This is a genomic window from Amycolatopsis sp. NPDC051061 (assembly GCF_040682935.1).
In the GTDB taxonomy this organism is placed as follows: Bacteria; Actinomycetota; Actinomycetes; order Mycobacteriales; family Pseudonocardiaceae; genus Amycolatopsis.
This window is the reverse complement of record NZ_JBFBBZ010000023.1, coordinates 154868-171081: the sequence shown is the minus strand read 5'-3', so window position 1 is coordinate 171081 and position 16214 is coordinate 154868. Positions and strand designations below refer to the sequence as shown.

The window sequence follows — 16214 nt, the reverse complement described above, 5'->3', positions numbered from 1 at the left end:
GGCGCGACAAGACCACCGGCTGAGCTTGGTTCGTGAAGGCCACCTTCAGGAACTTAAAGTTCCTGAAGGTGGCCTTCACGGCTTTTGGCGTTAGTTGGGGAGAGCCTTCTGGGCCCGCTTCGCGAGTTTGTTCGCGCGCTTCTCGGCCTTACGGCTCAGTTTCCCGGCAGCGGCTCCGACGTCCTTCGCGGCGTGACGCGCGCGCCAAGCCGCCGACGGCTTCCCGTGCGTGTCGCTGACCGCGAGCAGCAGGCCGCCGGCCATGCTCGCGTTCTTGAAGAACTGGATCTGCTGCTGCTGGCGCTCGCCCGGGTCCTTGATGGTCCAGAAGCTGTGCGTCGACAGGGTCGTCGGCACCAGGCTGCCGAGCAGGAGGCCGGCCGCGAGCCGCGGCGCCTTGCCGGTGGCGAGCGCGAGGCCGGCCCCGATCTTCACGACGGCGTCGATGCGGACGAGCGTCACCGGATCGCGCGGGACCTGCTCCGGGACGACGTCGCCGACCTTGGCGAAAGCGCCGTTGATGAAGGGTTCCGCCGCCTTCGCGTGCCCCTCGGCGTGCCTCAGCGCATTGATCCCGCCGGTCACGAACATCGCTGCCAGCAGGGGACGTGCCAGTCGACGGAGTATCACGGTCATTGCCTTCCTCGTACGGGCCGCTGCCTGGTCGAACCTACTCGCTGAGTGCCCGCTCGGCCTGCGCTCGAACCCTCATCGTGGTTTCTGCGCGAATATCGCCGTGTTGCTAGAGGGCACTAGAAAGCTTTAGCGGTTGACCTTGACGCAGCGTCAACTTCTATCGTCGACGTCATGGAGTGGTCGATCCAGGACATCGCCCGCTCGGCCGGGACGACGAGCCGGACGCTGCGCCACTACGGCGCGGTCGGCCTGCTCGAGCCCAGCCGCGTCGGCGGCAACGGCTACCGCTACTACGACGAGCAGGCGCTCGTCCGGCTGCAGCGGATCCTGTTGCTGCGCGAACTCGGCCTCGGGCTGCCGGCCATCGCGGAGGTCCTGGACGGGCAACGCGACCGCGTCGCGGCGCTCGAGACCCACCTGGAGCTGCTCGAACAGGAGCGGCAGCGGATCGGACGGCAGATCGATTCGGTCCGGACCACGCTACGGAAACTGAAGGGAGGTGAACGACTGATGGCAGAAGAAGTCTTGGACGGCTTCGACCACACGAAGTACGAGAAGGAAGTGACCGAGCGCTGGGGCGCCGAGGCCTACCGCCGCGGTGACCAGTGGTGGAGCTCGCTGACGGCCGACGAGAAGCAGGCCCACCAGCAGGAGCAGCGGGACATCGCCGCCGCGTTCGGGTCGGCCCACGCGGCCGGGCTCGCGGTGGACTCCGACGAGGTCCAGGCGATCACGCGCCGGCTGCACACGTGGCTCGAGCCGGCGGTGTCGTCGGTGTCCGCGGGGTACTTCGCGGGCCTGGGCCGGCTGTACGTCGACGATTCCCGTTACGGCTTCGAGGGCGCGGGGGCGGAATTCGTCCGCGACGCGATGAAGATCTACGCGGAACGGAACCTGACCGACTAGCGCGACGTCGTAGTGCGCGCTGGGGGTAGGGACGAGCAGGGCTGCAGACCTGTTCGTCTCTATGTACGGCCATCCGGTCGAACCTCGGCGACACGCCTAGGCGTCTATGGCGGAATATCGGGCTCGCGCTAGATACGTCGATAACTTGGCAGAGTGGACCCCATCCGCAACCCCTTCGCACCGGGCGCCGGGCAGCGGCCGCCCGAGCTGGCCGGGCGCGAGCGTGAGCTCAAGGCGTTCGAAGTGGTGCTGGAACGGGTTTCCCGGGGGAGACCCGAACGCAGTCTCGTCCTCACCGGGCTGCGCGGGGTCGGCAAGACCGTGCTGCTCGGGGAGCTGCGCGCGATGGCCGTCCGGCACAAGTGGGGCGCGGGCAAGATCGAGGCGCGGCCGGACGCCGAGCTGCGGCGGCCGCTCTCCGCCGCGCTGCACCGGGCCATCCGGGACCTCGCCGTGCGGCACCGCGCGCCCGACCGGGTCGAAGAGGTGCTCGGCGTGCTCAAGGCCTTCGCACTCCGGGCCAACAAAGCCGACGCGAAGCTGCGCGACCGCTGGCAGCCGGGCATCGACGTGCCCGCCGCGCAGGGCCGCGCGGACTCCGGGGACATCGAGATCGACCTCGTCGAGCTGTTCACCGACGTCGCCGAGCTGGCCGCGGACGTCGGGACCGGCGTCGCGGTGTTCATCGACGAAATCCAGGACCTCCAGCCCGACGACGTCTCCGCGCTCTGCGCCGCCTGCCACGAGCTGTCGCAGTCCGGGGCGCCGCTGGTCGTCGTCGGCGCCGGGCTGCCGCACGTGCCCGCCGTGCTCTCGGCGTCCAAGTCGTATTCCGAGCGCCTCTTCCGCTACGCGCGCATCGACCGGCTCGAGCGCGAGGACGCCGACTTCGCCGTGATGGCGCCGATCGAACGCGAAGACGCCGGCATCGAGCCGGAAGCGCTCGACGCGCTCTTCGACGCCTCCGGCGGCTACCCGTACTTCATCCAGGCCTACGGCAAGGCGGCCTGGGACGCGGCGCCGTCCGACCCGATCACGGTCAAGGACGTCCAGGTCGCGGCACCCGAGGCGGAGTCGGAGCTGGCAGTCGGCTTCTTCGGCTCGCGCTACGAGCGCGCGACGCCGGCCGAGCGGGAGTACCTGCAGGCGATGGCCGAGCTGACCCAGGGGCGCGACGAGCCCGCCGGCACCGCCGACGTCGCCGTGTTCCTCGGGCGCAAGCCGTCCTCGCTGTCGCCGGCCCGCGACAGCCTGATGAAGAAGGGCCTCGTCTACTCCGCCGAGCGTGGCCAGATCGCCTTCACCGTGCCGCACTTCGGCCACTACCTGCTCGGCCGCGACTGACCTGGGCTTTTCCGGCTGTCTCGCGGTCTATGAGCATCACTACGCTTCTATTGGATATTCGCTATATCCATGTAGAGAGCCTTATCGGGTTGCTTCGCCGTGACCGCCGCCACCCGCGATCTCTCCGGCTCTTACCCAGATTTGCCGACGATTCATCGGCGAGTGCGCCAAGTCACCGGATATTCGTTGGAATCTTTGTGAAAAAAGGTGCATACTAGAAGCACAAGCCACCAAGACCCTCCGAAGGGGATGCAGAAACCGATGAACAACATCGCCGCCAAGCTCCGTGCCCGTCGCGCCGAGGTTCGCACTCGCCGGGCGCTGAACCGGGCGATCGACACCGCCGCGACCGCGACGGTCCGTCAGGAACTCATCGCGATCGCGCAGGCTCGCTCGGGCTACATGCGCTGACCAAGCCCCACCTGTGGCGGTCGCCCATTCGAGTGACCTATGCCACAAAGTGCTGAAGCTGTAACGCCACACAAAGTGGCGTCGATACCCCCTACGACCCCGTGATGCTGGCGGACCCCCGACCTGGCAGCATCGCGGGGTTTCCCATGTCCGGGGTACGAAAATCTGCTTGCCGTCGCCGGCTCGTGCAGTATTCTTTGACTTCGTCAACGAGTTGTTTGAGGTGGTCAATGAACGACGCACGGGTGGCCGAGGTCCGCGCCTTCAACCGGCTCTACACCGGAGTCATCGGCGTGCTCGACGAAGGACCGGCGGACGCCGAGTACTCGCTGCCGGAAGCCCGGGTGCTCTTCGAGCTCGCCCACCAGGACCCGCTGCCGGTGACCGACCTGCGCAAGCGCCTCGACCTGGACGCCGGCTACGCCAGCAGGCTGCTCGCCCGCCTCGAGTCCCGCGGGCTGATCGAGCGCGAACGGTCCGGCGAGGACGCCCGCCGCCAGCTCGTGCGCCCGACGCCGGCCGGCCGGGACGCGTACGCCCTCCTCAACCGCCGTTCCAGCGAGCAGATCGGCGGCCTGCTGGGCCGCTTCGCCGACGAAGACCAGCAGCGCCTGCTGGCCGCGATGCGCACGATCGGCGACCTGGTCGGCGAGCGCCGTCGCGACCCGGTGCTCGTCCTGCGTCCGCCACGACCGGGGGACCTCGGATGGGTGGTCGAGCGACACGGTGCGCTCTACGGCCGGGAGTACGGCTTCGACGATCGCTTCGAGGGACTGGTCGCCAGGATCGTCGCTGATTTCGTCGAAACCCGCGACGACCCGCGCCAGGCGTTCTGGATCGCCGAGCTGAACGGCGAGCGCGTCGGCGGCATCACGTGCACCCGCGGACCGGACGCCGGCACCGCGAAGCTACGGCTGCTGCTGCTCGAGCCGTCGGCCCGCAGCCACGGTGTCGGCAAGCGGCTGGTCACCGAGTGCGTTTCCTTCGCGAAGGCGCACGGCTACCGCGGGATGGAGCTGTCGACGGTCTCCATCCTGACCGCGGCGCGCTCGATCTACCGCGCGGCCGGGTTCGAGCTCGTCCGCGAAGAGGATTTCGACGGCTGGGGCCCGAAGCTGACCGACGAGATCTGGCGCCTGGAGTTCTAGCGCGGCTTCCGGGGGGCGTGCCCTTGTCCAGCGGCCGGGGCTGTGGACAACCTGCTCGCGCCGCTCATGGGCTTCACGCCGGCCGTGGTTGGCTGTGCTCGTGACGGACTACGTCGACGGGTACTGCGAACGGGTCGCGCCCGGGCTCTGGGGTGAGCCGCTCAACAGTCTCAGCAATCTCGCGTTCCTCGTTGCCGCCGTGCTCGTCTGGCGGCTGGCCGCCGGCGACCGGGTCGGGCGGCTGCTCGCCGTGCTGATCGGGCTGGTTTTCGTCGCCAGTACGGTGTTCCACCTGGTCGCGACGCGCTGGGCCGCCACCGCGGACTCGGTGAGCATCCTCGTTTTCGTACTGGTCTACGTCGTGTTGTTCGCGCGCGTCTTCCACCACTGGCGGTGGGCCTGGCTCGCGGCGCCGGCGTTCCTGGCGCTCACCGTCGTCACGGCCTTGCTGGGCGGCGGGCTGTACCTGTCCGCGCTGATCGGACTCGGGATCTTCGCCGTGCTTCTGGCCTTTCGCCGTGACGTCTACTGGACGCACTTCGCCGTCGCGGGCGCGGTCTTCGCGCTTTCGCTGAGCTTGCGCACGCTCGACCGGGACGTGTGCGACTACGTCCCGGCCGGCACGCACTTCCTCTGGCACCTGCTCAACGGGCTGGCGCTCTACCTCGTCTCCCGCACGGTGATCCGCAGACGCACCGCCTAGTGGGCCGCGCCGATCGGGCGCAGGTCCTTGTCGTGCTCGTCGGCCAGGTAGTCGCCCGGGTTGGTGTCGTCGGTGCCGTTGAACACCTTCATCTGCCGCGCGATCACCGTGACGATCGCCGCGACCACCAGGTTGGCGATCAGTGCGACGAAACCGACGTAGATCTGGACCTGGGAGCCCGAGAACGGGTGCCAGCCGAAGATCGACATGTTGCCCAGGGCCAGCGCCGAACCGCCGAAGTGCTGCTTGCCGTTGGCCGGGTTGGGGATGCCGTACAGCATGATCAGGCCCCAGCCGATGCCGACGACCCAGCCCGCGATCAGGCCCCAGCGGTGGAACCAGCGCGTGTACAGCGCGAGCGCGACCGCCGGCAGCGTCTGGAGGATCAGCACGCCGCCGATGAGCTGGAGGTCGATCGAGAACTGCGGGTCGATCAGGATGATCACGGCCACCGCGCCGAGCTTCACGACCAGCGAAGCGAGCTTGGCCTGCTTCGCTTCTTCCGCCGGTGTCGCGTTCTTGCGGATGTACTCCTTGTAGATGTTGCGGGTCCACAGGTTGGCCGCGGCGATCGACATGATCGCCGCCGGCACCAGCGCGCCGATGCCGATCGCGGCGAAAGCGATGCCGGCGAACCACGAGGAGAACTGGCTGTCGAACAGCACCGGGACGATCGTGTTGCCGTCCGGCTTGCCGGTGGCCGCGTTCGTCAGCGGCTTGACGCCCGCCGTGATCGCGACGTACCCCAGCAGCGCCAGCAAGCCCAGCACCAGCGAGTACGCCGGCAGCGCGACCATGTTCTTCTTGATGACGCTGCGGCCGCGCGACGCCAGGACGCTGGTCAGCGAGTGCGGGTACAGGAACAGCGCGAGCGCCGAACCCAGCGCCAGCGTCGCGTACTGCAGCTGGTTGTTGGCGTTCAGCAGGATCGACCCGGCCGGCTTGCCGGTGGTCGGGCTCGGCGTGCCGAGCTTCTTCGCCGCCGCGTCGAAGATGTGCGACCAGCCGCCCAGCTTCGAGGGCAGGTAGATGATCGCCACGAGGATGACGATGTAGATCAGGATGTCCTTGACGAACGCGATCAGCGCGGGCGCCCGCAGGCCGGACTGGTAGGTGTAGACGGCCAGGATGACGAACGCGATCAGCAGCGGCAGGTGGCCGACGACGCCCGAGCCGTTGATGCCCATGGTGCGCAGCACGGCTTCGAGGCCGACCAGCTGCAGCGCGATGTACGGCATGGTCGCGACGATGCCGGTGATGGCGACCAGCAGCGCGAGGATCGGCGAGCCGAAGCGGCCGCGCACGAAGTCGGCCGGGGTGACGTAGCCGCGCACGCGCGACACCGACCACATCCGCAGCGCCGGGAGCAGGACGATCGGGTAGACGACGATCGTGTACGGCAGCGCGTAGAGGCCGAGGGCGCCGGCGCTGAACACCAGCGCGGGGACCGCGACGAACGTGTAGGCCGTGTAGAGGTCACCGCCGAGCAGGAACCAGGTGACCCACGAGCCGAACTTGCGGCCGCCGAGCCCCCACTCGTCCAAGTGGTCGAGGGCGCCGCCGCGCTGCCAGCGCGCCGCCATGAAACCGAGCACGGTGACCAGCAGGAACAGGATCGTGAAGATGATCAGTTCCGGCCACTGCAGGTTGCTCATCGAGCGTCCCCCTCGTCCAGGTCGTCGACGCTCAGCCGGTCGGGCGCGTCAGCGGTCGGCTTGTCCCGCGTCATCAAGTAGACGATCCAGGTGGACAGCACTCCGACCGCGACCATCAGGAATTGGAACCAGTAGAAGAACGGCATCCCGAACAGCCGCGGACCGTCCATGTTGAACAGTGGCGTGACCAGGACCAGCAGCGGAACGATCAGGAGCAGGTTCCACGGGTTGAACGGCTTCCCGCGGACCTTCCCGTCGTGCTTCACAGTCGACATCGGACCTCACCTAACACTCCCGTAACCGACCGCCTGACCTTAGAACCTCGGTGACGGCGCGTCACGTCTGTCCGATATCGATTTGATCGCCACGGTCCGCGTTGCCGACCAACGTCGGTTGCCCCGCCCCCACCCGGCCGATATCAATAGCCGGACTCCGCACGCGAAACCCGTTAAGAGGCAACTGTATGACACGACTCCGCTACGCGGTGGTGATCCCGGCGATCGCCGGGGCCCTGCTGGCCGGGTTCACGCCTGCGTTCGCAGGTCAGGAGATCGCGGCCGGCAAGCAGCCGCTGAACTCCACGAACATCCCGCAGCAGTACGCGAACCAGACGCTGAGCTGGCACAAGTGCGCCGTCCCGGACGAGCTGCCGACGGCCCCGCCCGCGGGCGCCGAGGACATGGAGTGCGCGACCTACAAGACGCCGCGCAACTGGTACCAGGCGAACGCCCAGATCGACCTGACCATCGCGGTCAGCCGCCTGAAGGCGACGAAGGACGCGACCGCCAGCGTCGTCACCAACCCCGGCGGCCCGGGTGCGCCCGGCCGCAACTTCCCGTCCCGGCTGCGCAACCAGCCGAAGCTGCGGGAGCACCAGGAGATCGTCGGGTTCGACCCGCGCGGTACCGGCAAGAGCACGAACATCACGTGCGGCGGCGCCATCGGCACCGGCTCGGACCTGGACCCGCGGGACCGCGACCGGCAGAACCTGAACCTGATCGTCGCGGCGACGAAGTACGCGGCGCTGTCCTGCCAGCAGAAGTCCGGCGAGCTGGGCCCGCTGATCAACACCGACCAGACGGTCAAGGACATCGACCTGCTGCGCGTGCTGCTCGGCCGCGACAAGATCAACTGGGTCGGCTACTCGGCGGGCACCTGGATGGGCGCGCACTACGCGCAGGCCTACCCGACGCGCACCGGCCGGTTCGTGCTCGACTCCTCGACGGAGTTCACGACGACCTGGCAGAAGTCGTTCGACTGGCAGCCGCTCGGCTTCGAGCGCCGCTGGCGGCAGGACTTCCTCCCGTGGATGGCGAAGTACGACAAGCTCTACCACTTCGGCACCACCGGCGAGGCCGCCCGCCAGACCTACGAGCAGGTCCGCTACGCCCTGACCCAGGGCGCGGTCACCCTGCCCGACGGCTCGAGCGTGTCGGCCAACGGCCTGGACGCCTTCATCGCGTCGAGCATCTACTCGAAGCGCTCCTTCCCCGGTCTGGCCGACTACCTCGTCAGCGTCCGCACGCTGACCCAGGGCACGGCGTCGGCGCAGGCCAAGACGTCGGCCGCGCAGAAGGTCAAGGCCGCCGACAAGAGCACCGACACCTCCGGCGCGCAGCCGCTGATGGTGCCGACCGACGGCGACTCGTACGACGCGTCGTTCTGGACCATCCCGTGCAACGAGGGCCCGTGGACCGGCTCGGTCACCAGCGCCATCAAGGACTCGCAGAAGCTGATCGACAAGCAGCAGCCGCTCCTGGGCGCCGGCTGGTTCATCCAGCCGTGCTTGTTCTGGAAGAAGACCCCGGCGCCGCTGCCCGTGCTGAACGGCAAGGGTGTCCCGCCGGTGCTGATCGTCGAGTCGGAGCACGACCCGGCGACCCCGATCGAGGGCGCGCGGCGCGCGCACAAGGCGTTCGCGAACTCGCGGATGCTGACGATCACGAACGAGGGTGACCACGGGATCTACGCCGGCGGCAACGCGGGTGTGGACAAGGTCGTGGAGGCCTACCTGGTCGACGGCGTCGTGCCGAACGACCAGAGCCTGCCGGGTGTGGCACTTCCGGTGCCTCCGGGCGCCTGACACCACAAGGGCTAGTGGGGCCCCGTCGGACTTCGGTCCGGCGGGGCCTTTTCCACACCTGTGCACAGAGTTGTCCACAGGCGGTGGACAACTCGGGTGGTATTAGAATCACGGTCATGGTGCGAGTGCCACTGACGGATGAAGAGCGCGATCGGGGCGAACGCCTCGGCCAGGCGTTGCGATCGGCGCGAGCCGGACGCAGCATGGTCGAGGTCGCCGGCGAGGCCGGGATCTCGGTCGAGACGCTGCGGAAGATCGAGACCGGGCGAATTCCCACGCCGGCGTTCTTCACGGTCGCGGCCATCGCGGACGCGGTGGGGCTGCCGCTGGAGGAGCTGCGGGCGGCGGTGGGGTCGTCACCGCTTTCCCAGGCGAGCTAGTCCCCCGGGTATGCGCTGGCACCTCACCGAGGACGTCGACGACTTCCTCGCCCGGGCCGGGGACTTCCTGCGCTCGCGTCCCGCCCTGCACACCTCGCAGCTGACCCGGCTCGAGAAGCTGCGGACGCACGAGGAGAAGGGCACCCTCTTCGGCCGGCTGGAGCAGGAGGGCGAGGTCCGCGCGATCTTCTACCGCCGTCCGTCGCAACGCCTGATCCTCACCGCGGTCTCACCCGAACAGGCCGACGTCCTCGCCGGGCACCTGGCCGGCCTCGGCCACCCCCTGTGCGGCGTGACCGCGGAAGACGACACCGCCACCGCTTTCGCCGAGGCGTGGCAACGGCGCACCGACACGGTGCCGGTACCCGGCGTGCGGGTCCGGCTGCACCGGCTCGGCACGCTCACTCCGCCGGAGCCGATGCCCGAAGGCCACGCTCTGGGCGCGCGGGATCGTTCGGAGGTCGTCCGCTGGTGCAGCGAGTTCGCCACCGCTGTCGGGCAGGCGCCCTTCGCGGACGCGCACGCCTGGGCCGCCTCGAACTTCGCCGACAAGGACTTCACGTTCTGGGAGACCGGGACTCCGGTCGCCATGGCGGGCTCGACCCCGATGCTGGCGGGCATGGTCCGGGTCGACCCCGTCTACACCCCGGCCCGGTTCCGCGGCCGCGGTTACGCGGGCGCCGTGACGGTCGCGGTGAGCCGGGCCGCGCTGGACGCGGGCGCGACGGACGTCGTGCTCTACACGGACCCGGCCAACATCACCAGCAACGCCCTCTACCGGCGGATCGGCTACGTCCCGATCGCCGGCTTCACCGGGTACGACTTCGCCTAGACCGGGCGCAGCTGGTTCAGGATGTGCTCGCGGTCGTTGAGGAACGCGCACGCCGGGACCGGGAGGTCGTAGCTGTTCAGCAGCTTCTCGAAGTCGGAGAACTCGTCCGCCGACAGCCCGAACCCGACCTTGACCGCGTGGGCCGCCAAGACGTCCGCCAGTTCCTCCCACTCGCCGGACCACAGCAGCGTCCGGTAGTGCGTGTACTGCTCCGGGGACAGCCGGTTCGCGAGGCTCGTCAGCACGCTGTCCGCGAAGAAGCTGATCCGGTTCTCCTTGAGGTCCGCCACCGTCGGGTTCGCCGGGTCGCGGGCCGCGTCGGGGTTGCGGGTCACTCCCGGGCCCGCCACCGGGTAGGCCGTGTGGACGTGGCCGTTCTCCTCGACCAGCACGACGAGGTGCACGGTGAACCGCTCGCCCGCGCAGCGCCAGCGGCCGTTCACCTGCTGCCACCGGGCTTCGCCCGGATCGTTCGCGACGTCCTTGACCACCGAAATGATGTGCTCGTCGCTCCAGCCAGGCGGGAACTCGCTGGTCGCCCTCCGCCCGACGCCCGGTGCGTGTCCGCCGCCCACCGCTGCTCCCTTCGTCGGAAAGAGCGTAGGTCAAACGGCGGCGGACAGCACCACGATGCCGACGACGAGCAGATCCGGACCGCGGAAGAGCTGCCGGGTGAGGTTGGCGGGCATCGGTCCGACCGGGGTGTCGATGAACCCGGGATTCGCGTAGTCGACGGCGGTCCGCGTGACCGTGCGCAGGATGGACAGCACCGCGAGCGGCACCGCCAGCCACGCCGACAGGGCGAACGAGGTCCCACCCGCGAGGGTGACCACGGCGAGGACACCGGCCCAGGCCGCGCCGGCGACGGCGAACACCACGCCGTGCGCCAGCACCAGCTCGCGGTTCGACGAGCCCACCCAGCGGCGACGGCCCGGGTTGCGCCACAGCTCGCCGAGCCCCGCGCCGAACGGCGTCAGCGCCACGTACGCGCCGAGGCCGGCCAGGACCGCACCCGGCAGGGTCGGCAACGCGATGTGCGCGACGACGACCGCGAAGCCGACCAGCACCGCCGCCCCCGCGTAGCGCGACCGGCCGAGCGTGCCCGCCACCGCCAGCCGCAGCACCGTCGGACGCCGCAGCGAAACCCCGATCGGCGCGGACGGCGGGAGCAGCATCATCGGATCGAGGAAGGTGACGGCGACCGAGCGCAGCACCCGGCCGTCCCACCCCGCGAGCAGCGTGGACCGGCCCGCGCGCGGCACCGGCTCGCCGCCGAACGCCAGCGGCAGCGCCGCGACCAGCACGCCCGCGGCGCCGAACTGGACCGCCACCGGGCCGACGCCGAACGCGGTGATCGCCAGCCCCAGGACCGCCAGCACCAGCGGGCCGAACGCGTCGAACCGCACCGACGTCCGCCGGGCCGACACGAACGCGACCACCGCGGTCGCGGCCACGACGGCGATGCCCGCGCGCCACTGGTCGAGCCCGGCCCCGCCGACCGCGAGCATCAGCGCGGCCAGGTAACCGGTCACCGCCACCACGCCGGTCCAGGCGCCGAGCAGCCGCAGCGTGACGACGCGGCCGCGGTCCACCGGCGCGAAGTCGAGCCAGGTCAGCTCGGCCGGCTCGACCCACACGAACCCGCGGCGCAGCAAACCGCGCCAGGCCACCGCACAGCAGAGCGTGAGCAGGCCGAGCACGGCCGGGAAGTCCACGTGGGACGAGCCGTAAACCGCCTGGCGCCAGGCGTCGACGTGGAAGAACGCGGTGAACAGGAACCCGAAGCCGAAGAGGAAGACGAACGAGGCGGTGTCTCCGCTGAAGATCCCGCCGAACCGCTTGCGACCCGGGATCCGCATCCGGCGCGGTGCCAGCGTCACCACAGTTCTAGGACACTGTCCGCGGCTTCGAGCAGCGGCGGGTGGTGCGTGGCCACCACGACCGCCGCGCCGGCCGCCGTCGACCGGGCGATCACCTCGACCAGCCACTCCTTGCCGGCCACGTCCAGCGCGCGCTCCGGCTCGTCGAGCAGCAGCACCCGGTGCGGGCGCGCGGTGACGCCGAGGAGCAGCAGCCGGCGCCGCTGGCCCGCGGAGAAGTGCCCGGACGTGATGCGCATGCGCATCCCCAGGCCCGCGTCGCGCAGCAGTTCCTCGTGGTCACCGAGGTCGGCGCCGAACGAGCCGGACAGGAGTTCGAGGTGCTGCATCGGCGTCAGCTCGGCGAAGAAGTCGGAGTCGTCGAACAGCACCGACACCTTGCGGCGGAACTCGACGTCGCGCTCGTCCGGCACCTTGCCGTCCACCAGCACGCGGCCCCGCTGCGGCTGCTGCATGCCGTAGAAGCAGCGCATCAGGGTCGACTTGCCGACGCCGTTGGGCCCGACGATCGCGGCGCATTCGCCGGGGTCGACGGTGAAGTCCAGGTCGTCGAACAGCCACAGTTCGCCGGCCCGGACGCCGATGCCCTTCGCGTCGATCATCGGAGTGCTTCGAGCACCGGAGCGAACTGCTCCATGTTCTGCTCCAGGACGGTGTAGTAGGACAGGCCGAACCGCTCGCGGTGCGCGTGGAGCTGCTCGGCGACCTCGGCGGGCGAGCCGATCAGCGCGGTCGGCAGTTCGGCGAGCTGCCCGGTGGACTGCTGACCGCCCACGAGCTTTTCGAGGTTTTCGAGGCCTGCTTTGCGGTCTTCGGTGATGTTCACGAAGTGGACGAGCAGGTTGAACTCCGCGTCGCGGCCGCCGAGCTTCGACCGGACGAACCCGACGCGCTCCTCGATGTCCTCGGCGGTGGCCAGACCGAGCGGGGCGCCGTCCGCCGTCTTCGCCGTGCCGGTGAAGCCGATGGTGTCGGCGTGCTCGGCGGCGAGCGTCAGGATCCGGTCGCCGCGGCCGCCGAGCAGCAGGGGCGGACCGGCCGGGCGCGTCGGCGCGGGCTTGTGCTCGGGATCGGCGTACCGCCGCTTCAGTTCAAGGATCGTCCGCTCGAGGTGGTCGACGCGCTCGCGCGCGGACGGGAACGGCATCCCGGCCGCTTCGAACTCCGCCTTGACGTACCCCGCGCCGAGCCCGAGCTCCAGCCGGCCGCCGGTGAACTGGTCGGTGCCCGTGACGTCGCGCGCGAGCAGCACCGGGTTGTAGAAGGGCGCGTTGAGCACGAAAGTGGTGAGCTTGACGCGCGAAGTGACCTCGCCGGCGAGGACGAGCGCCGGGAACGGCGGCGCCATGCCGAGGTGGTCGGCCGCGGACAGCACGTCGTAGCCGAGGTCCTCGACCTTGCGGCACTTCTCGACCCACGCCGCGCGCCCGTCCGGCACGACCATGTTGACCCCGAAGCGGAATTCCCCAGTCATACGAACAACGTACTCACCGGAGCTTTTCGATCACCGGGGCGAGCCTGGTCAGATCCTCTTCGATCACCGTGAAGTAGCTGACGCCGAGGGTTTCCCGCGTTTGCCGCAGCTGCTCGGCCGCCGCTTCCGCCGAGCCGATGACGACGGTGGGCAACGCGCCCAGCTCGTCGACGCCGAGGTGCGGCACGAGCCGGTGGGCCGCGTCGAGCGCCGCCCGCCGGTCATCGGTGATCCGGATGAAGTGGATCAGCAGGTTGAGCTCGGCGTCGCGGACGCCGAGCGCCCGTTTCACGAAGCCGACGCGTTCGGCGAGTGCGGCGGGGCCGGCCAGGGCCAGCCGCCCTTCGGCCGCGCCGGGCGCGGTGCCGGTGAAGGCGATGGTGTCGGCGTGCTCGGCCGCGAAGGTCAGCATGCGGTCGCCGCGGCCGCCGAGCAGCAGCGGCGGCCGGGGCCGGGACTCGTACGCGCGCTCGAGTTCGGTGACCGCGCGGACGACCCGCGCGAACCGCTGCCCCGGCGTGCCCCACTCGATCCCGGCGGCCTCGAACTCCGCGCGGACGTACCCGGCGCCGATCCCGACCTCGAGCCGGCCGTCGGTGAACTCGTCGAGCCCGCTGAGGTCGCGGGCCAGCAGCACCGGGTTGTGGAAGCTCGCGTTGAGCACGAAGGTGTTCAGCCGGACCCGCTCGGTGGCCTCGGCGGCGAGCAGCAGCGCGGGCACCGGCGCGACCCGCCCGAGGTGGTCGACCACGCCGACGACGTCGTAGCCGAGGTCCTCGGCCTGACGGCACTTCGCCACCCACTCGGCCCGTGAGCCGGGCGCCACCAGTGCCACCCCGAAGCGGAACGGTCTCATGGACCCGAAAGTACAGGCAGAAGGGGACGTCCTCGGGACGTCCCCTTCTGCTCAGGAGAGACTCAGGCGAGGCGCTGGGCCAGCGCGTCGAGCTCGTCACGCAGGGAGGTCGGGACCTCGCCGATCTTCTGGAACCACTCCTCGATGAGCGGCAGCTCCTCGCGCCACTCCTCGGGCTTGACGTCCAGGGCGGCCTGGATGTCCTCGATCGGCTCGGTGAGGCCCTCGGTGTCGAGGTCCTCGGCCCGCGGCACGAAGCCGACCGGCGTCTCGACCGCGTTGCCCTTGCCCTCGACGCGCTCGATGACCCACTTGAGGATGCGCGAGTTCTCGCCGAAGCCCGGCCACAGGAACCGGCCATCGTCGCCGCGGCGGAACCAGTTGACGTAGAAGATCTTCGGCAGCTTGTTCGCGTCCGCGTTCTTGCCCAGGTTCAGCCAGTGCTTGAAGTAGTCACCGGCGTGGTAGCCGAGGAACGGCAGCATCGCCATCGGGTCGCGGCGCACGTTGCCCACGGCACCCGCGGCCGCGGCCGTCGTCTCCGACGACATCGTGGCACCCATGAACACGCCGTGCTGCCAGTCGCGGGCCTCGTTCACCAGCGGCACCGTCGTCTTGCGGCGGCCACCGAACAGGATCGCCGAGATCGGCACGCCCTTCGGGTCGTCCCACTCCGGCGCGAGGATCGGGCACTGCGACATCGGCGTGCAGTAGCGCGAGTTCGGGTGGGCGGCCTTCTCGTCGGAGTCCGGCGTCCAGTCCTGCCCCTTCCACGACGTCGCGTGGGCGGGCTGGTTCTCCATGCCCTCCCACCAGATGTCGCCGTCGTCGGTCAGGGCGACGTTCGTGAAGACCGTGTTGCCCCTCTCGATCGTGCGCATCGCGTTCGGGTTGGTGTGCCAGTCGGTGCCCGGCGCGACGCCGAAGAAGCCGAACTCGGGGTTGACCGCGTACAGGCGGCCGTCCTCGCCGAAGCGCATCCAGGCGATGTCGTCGCCCAGGGTCTCGGCGCGCCAGCCCGGGATGGTCGGCTGCAGCATGGCGAGGTTGGTCTTGCCGCAGGCGCTCGGGAACGCGGCCGCGACGTAGTGGACCTTGTCCTCGGGCGAGATCAGCTTGAGGATCAGCATGTGCTCGGCGAGCCAGCCCTCGTCGCGGGCCATCACCGAAGCGATGCGCAACGAGTAGCACTTCTTGCCCAGCAGGGAGTTGCCGCCGTAACCCGAGCCGTAGCTCCAGATCGCGCGCTCCTCGGGGAAGTGCGAAATGTACTTCGTCGTGTTGCAGGGCCAGGAAACGTCCGTCTGGCCCGGCTCGAGCGGCGCACCCACGGAGTGGAGGGCGGGCACGAATTCACGCTCGCTGCCATCCCGCGCGACGAACTTGTCGAGGGCCGCCTTGCCCGCGCGGGTCATCACGCGCATCGAAGCGACAACGTAGGCGAAATCGGTGATTTCGATACCCAGCTTGGGATTCTCGTCGGCGAGGGGACCCATGCAGAAGGGGATGACGTACATCGTGCGGCCGCGCATCGAGCCCCGGAAGAGCTCGGTCATGGTGGCCTTCATCTCGGCCGGGTCCATCCAGTTGTTGGTGGGACCGGCGTCCTCGGGACGCTCCGAGCAGATGAAGGTGCGGTCTTCGACGCGGGCGACGTCGTTCGGGTCGGAAGTGGCCCAGAAGGAGTTGGGCTTGGACTTGAGCTGCACGAACGTTCCGGCCTCGACCAGCTCCTGGTTGATCCGGGCGGCTTCTTCGTCTGACCCGTCGACCCACACCACGCGGTCCGGGTCGGTCAGCTCGGCGACCTCCCGGACGAAGGACAGCACGCCGGTGTGCGTCGTCGGCGCGGTGTCCAGTCCGGGGATGGCGACTGCGGTCATCTCTACTCCTGACTTCCGACGAC

The 16214-nt window shown here is 69.7% G+C and carries 17 protein-coding genes; 8 read left to right on the top strand and 9 right to left on the bottom strand.

Annotated elements, in window-relative coordinates:
* Positions 1-90: 90 nt before the first annotated feature.
* On the bottom strand, positions 91-636 hold the full coding sequence (locus AB0N03_RS29150) for a DoxX family protein (protein WP_364377980.1): 546 nt from the start codon (positions 634-636) through the stop codon (positions 91-93).
* Positions 637-807: 171 nt separating this feature from the next.
* Here AB0N03_RS29150 and AB0N03_RS29145 point away from each other — a divergent pair, with 171 nt between their 5' ends.
* The 5 genes from AB0N03_RS29145 (at position 808) to AB0N03_RS29125 (ending at position 5148) form a co-directional block, all read left to right on the top strand.
* Entirely contained in the window at positions 808-1542 is a 735-nt protein-coding gene (locus tag AB0N03_RS29145; protein ID WP_364377978.1) for a MerR family transcriptional regulator, read from the top strand.
* A 153-nt stretch (positions 1543-1695) separates the two neighbouring features.
* Positions 1696-2886, top strand: coding sequence for an ATP-binding protein (locus AB0N03_RS29140; protein WP_364377976.1), 1191 nt, complete (start codon positions 1696-1698; stop codon positions 2884-2886).
* A 261-nt stretch (positions 2887-3147) separates the two neighbouring features.
* Positions 3148-3297 carry a hypothetical protein gene (locus tag AB0N03_RS29135; RefSeq protein ID WP_167379635.1) on the top strand — a complete coding sequence of 50 codons (150 nt, stop codon included), beginning with the start codon at positions 3148-3150 and terminating at the stop codon, positions 3295-3297.
* A gap of 230 nt (positions 3298-3527) precedes the next feature.
* Complete coding sequence (locus AB0N03_RS29130; protein WP_364377974.1) at positions 3528-4445, top strand: bifunctional helix-turn-helix transcriptional regulator/GNAT family N-acetyltransferase; 918 nt, start codon at positions 3528-3530, stop codon at positions 4443-4445.
* 100 nt (positions 4446-4545) lie between these two features.
* Positions 4546-5148, top strand: a complete 603-nt coding sequence (locus tag AB0N03_RS29125) for a hypothetical protein (RefSeq protein ID WP_364377973.1) — start codon at positions 4546-4548, stop codon at positions 5146-5148.
* On the opposite strand, the gene mctP is transcribed toward AB0N03_RS29125, so the two are convergent.
* Together mctP and AB0N03_RS29115 are read right to left on the bottom strand one after the other, a co-directional pair.
* Positions 5145-6803: a monocarboxylate uptake permease MctP gene (gene mctP / locus AB0N03_RS29120; protein WP_364377971.1), complete on the bottom strand. Its 1659-nt coding sequence runs from the start codon at positions 6801-6803 to the stop codon at positions 5145-5147. The two genes, AB0N03_RS29125 and mctP, sit on opposite strands and share 4 nt — an antisense overlap.
* Positions 6800-7078, bottom strand: coding sequence for a DUF3311 domain-containing protein (locus tag AB0N03_RS29115; RefSeq protein ID WP_364377969.1), 279 nt, complete (start codon positions 7076-7078; stop codon positions 6800-6802). The genes mctP and AB0N03_RS29115 overlap by 4 nt, the downstream gene beginning before the upstream one ends.
* 188 nt (positions 7079-7266) lie before the next feature.
* Between AB0N03_RS29115 and AB0N03_RS29110 the strand changes: the two genes are divergently transcribed.
* From AB0N03_RS29110 to AB0N03_RS29100, 3 genes are all read left to right on the top strand, one after another.
* Complete coding sequence (locus AB0N03_RS29110) at positions 7267-8886, top strand: alpha/beta hydrolase (RefSeq protein WP_364377967.1); 1620 nt, start codon at positions 7267-7269, stop codon at positions 8884-8886.
* A 116-nt stretch (positions 8887-9002) separates the two neighbouring features.
* Positions 9003-9266: a helix-turn-helix transcriptional regulator gene (locus tag AB0N03_RS29105; RefSeq protein WP_364377965.1), complete on the top strand. Its 264-nt coding sequence runs from the start codon at positions 9003-9005 to the stop codon at positions 9264-9266.
* Between the two features lie 10 nt (positions 9267-9276).
* Positions 9277-10098, top strand: a complete 822-nt coding sequence (locus tag AB0N03_RS29100; protein ID WP_364377963.1) for a GNAT family N-acetyltransferase — start codon at positions 9277-9279, stop codon at positions 10096-10098.
* Here the strand turns inward: AB0N03_RS29100 and AB0N03_RS29095 are convergent.
* The 6 genes from AB0N03_RS29095 to AB0N03_RS29070 all read right to left on the bottom strand — a co-directional run bounded on the left by AB0N03_RS29095 (position 10095) and on the right by AB0N03_RS29070 (position 16191).
* Positions 10095-10673: a hypothetical protein gene (locus tag AB0N03_RS29095; RefSeq protein WP_364377961.1), complete on the bottom strand. Its 579-nt coding sequence runs from the start codon at positions 10671-10673 to the stop codon at positions 10095-10097. The genes AB0N03_RS29100 and AB0N03_RS29095 overlap by 4 nt on opposite strands.
* Positions 10674-10703: 30 nt before the next feature.
* Positions 10704-11981: a hypothetical protein gene (locus AB0N03_RS29090; RefSeq protein WP_364377960.1), complete on the bottom strand. Its 1278-nt coding sequence runs from the start codon at positions 11979-11981 to the stop codon at positions 10704-10706.
* Positions 11975-12580, bottom strand: coding sequence for an ATP-binding cassette domain-containing protein (locus AB0N03_RS29085; RefSeq protein ID WP_364377958.1), 606 nt, complete (start codon positions 12578-12580; stop codon positions 11975-11977). The genes AB0N03_RS29090 and AB0N03_RS29085 overlap by 7 nt, the downstream gene beginning before the upstream one ends.
* Positions 12577-13452 (bottom strand): LLM class F420-dependent oxidoreductase, encoded by an 876-nt coding sequence (locus AB0N03_RS29080; protein WP_364377956.1) that lies wholly within the window; start codon positions 13450-13452, stop codon positions 12577-12579. The genes AB0N03_RS29085 and AB0N03_RS29080 overlap by 4 nt, the downstream gene beginning before the upstream one ends.
* 13 nt (positions 13453-13465) lie before the next feature.
* Positions 13466-14308 (bottom strand): TIGR03621 family F420-dependent LLM class oxidoreductase, encoded by an 843-nt coding sequence (locus tag AB0N03_RS29075; protein ID WP_364377954.1) that lies wholly within the window; start codon positions 14306-14308, stop codon positions 13466-13468.
* A gap of 62 nt (positions 14309-14370) precedes the next feature.
* Positions 14371-16191, bottom strand: coding sequence for a phosphoenolpyruvate carboxykinase (GTP) (locus tag AB0N03_RS29070; RefSeq protein WP_364377952.1), 1821 nt, complete (start codon positions 16189-16191; stop codon positions 14371-14373).
* Between the last annotated feature and the right edge of the window lie 23 nt (positions 16192-16214).

Excerpts from the sequence above, each read along its gene's own strand:
- AB0N03_RS29150 (WP_364377980.1), bottom strand. The coding sequence starts at position 636 with ATGACCGTGATACTCCGTCGACTGGCACGTCCCCTGCTGGCAGCGATG.
- AB0N03_RS29145 (WP_364377978.1), top strand. The coding sequence starts at position 808 with ATGGAGTGGTCGATCCAGGACATCGCCCGCTCGGCCGGGACGACGAGC.
- AB0N03_RS29135 (WP_167379635.1), top strand. The coding sequence starts at position 3,148 with ATGAACAACATCGCCGCCAAGCTCCGTGCCCGTCGCGCCGAGGTTCGC.
- AB0N03_RS29130 (WP_364377974.1), top strand. The coding sequence starts at position 3,528 with ATGAACGACGCACGGGTGGCCGAGGTCCGCGCCTTCAACCGGCTCTAC.
- mctP (WP_364377971.1), bottom strand. The coding sequence starts at position 6,803 with ATGAGCAACCTGCAGTGGCCGGAACTGATCATCTTCACGATCCTGTTC.
- AB0N03_RS29115 (WP_364377969.1), bottom strand. The coding sequence starts at position 7,078 with ATGTCGACTGTGAAGCACGACGGGAAGGTCCGCGGGAAGCCGTTCAAC.
- AB0N03_RS29110 (WP_364377967.1), top strand. The coding sequence starts at position 7,267 with ATGACACGACTCCGCTACGCGGTGGTGATCCCGGCGATCGCCGGGGCC.
- AB0N03_RS29105 (WP_364377965.1), top strand. The coding sequence starts at position 9,003 with ATGGTGCGAGTGCCACTGACGGATGAAGAGCGCGATCGGGGCGAACGC.
- AB0N03_RS29100 (WP_364377963.1), top strand. The coding sequence starts at position 9,277 with ATGCGCTGGCACCTCACCGAGGACGTCGACGACTTCCTCGCCCGGGCC.
- AB0N03_RS29085 (WP_364377958.1), bottom strand. The coding sequence starts at position 12,580 with ATGATCGACGCGAAGGGCATCGGCGTCCGGGCCGGCGAACTGTGGCTG.
- AB0N03_RS29080 (WP_364377956.1), bottom strand. The coding sequence starts at position 13,452 with ATGACTGGGGAATTCCGCTTCGGGGTCAACATGGTCGTGCCGGACGGG.
- AB0N03_RS29075 (WP_364377954.1), bottom strand. The coding sequence starts at position 14,308 with ATGAGACCGTTCCGCTTCGGGGTGGCACTGGTGGCGCCCGGCTCACGG.
- AB0N03_RS29070 (WP_364377952.1), bottom strand. The coding sequence starts at position 16,191 with ATGACCGCAGTCGCCATCCCCGGACTGGACACCGCGCCGACGACGCAC.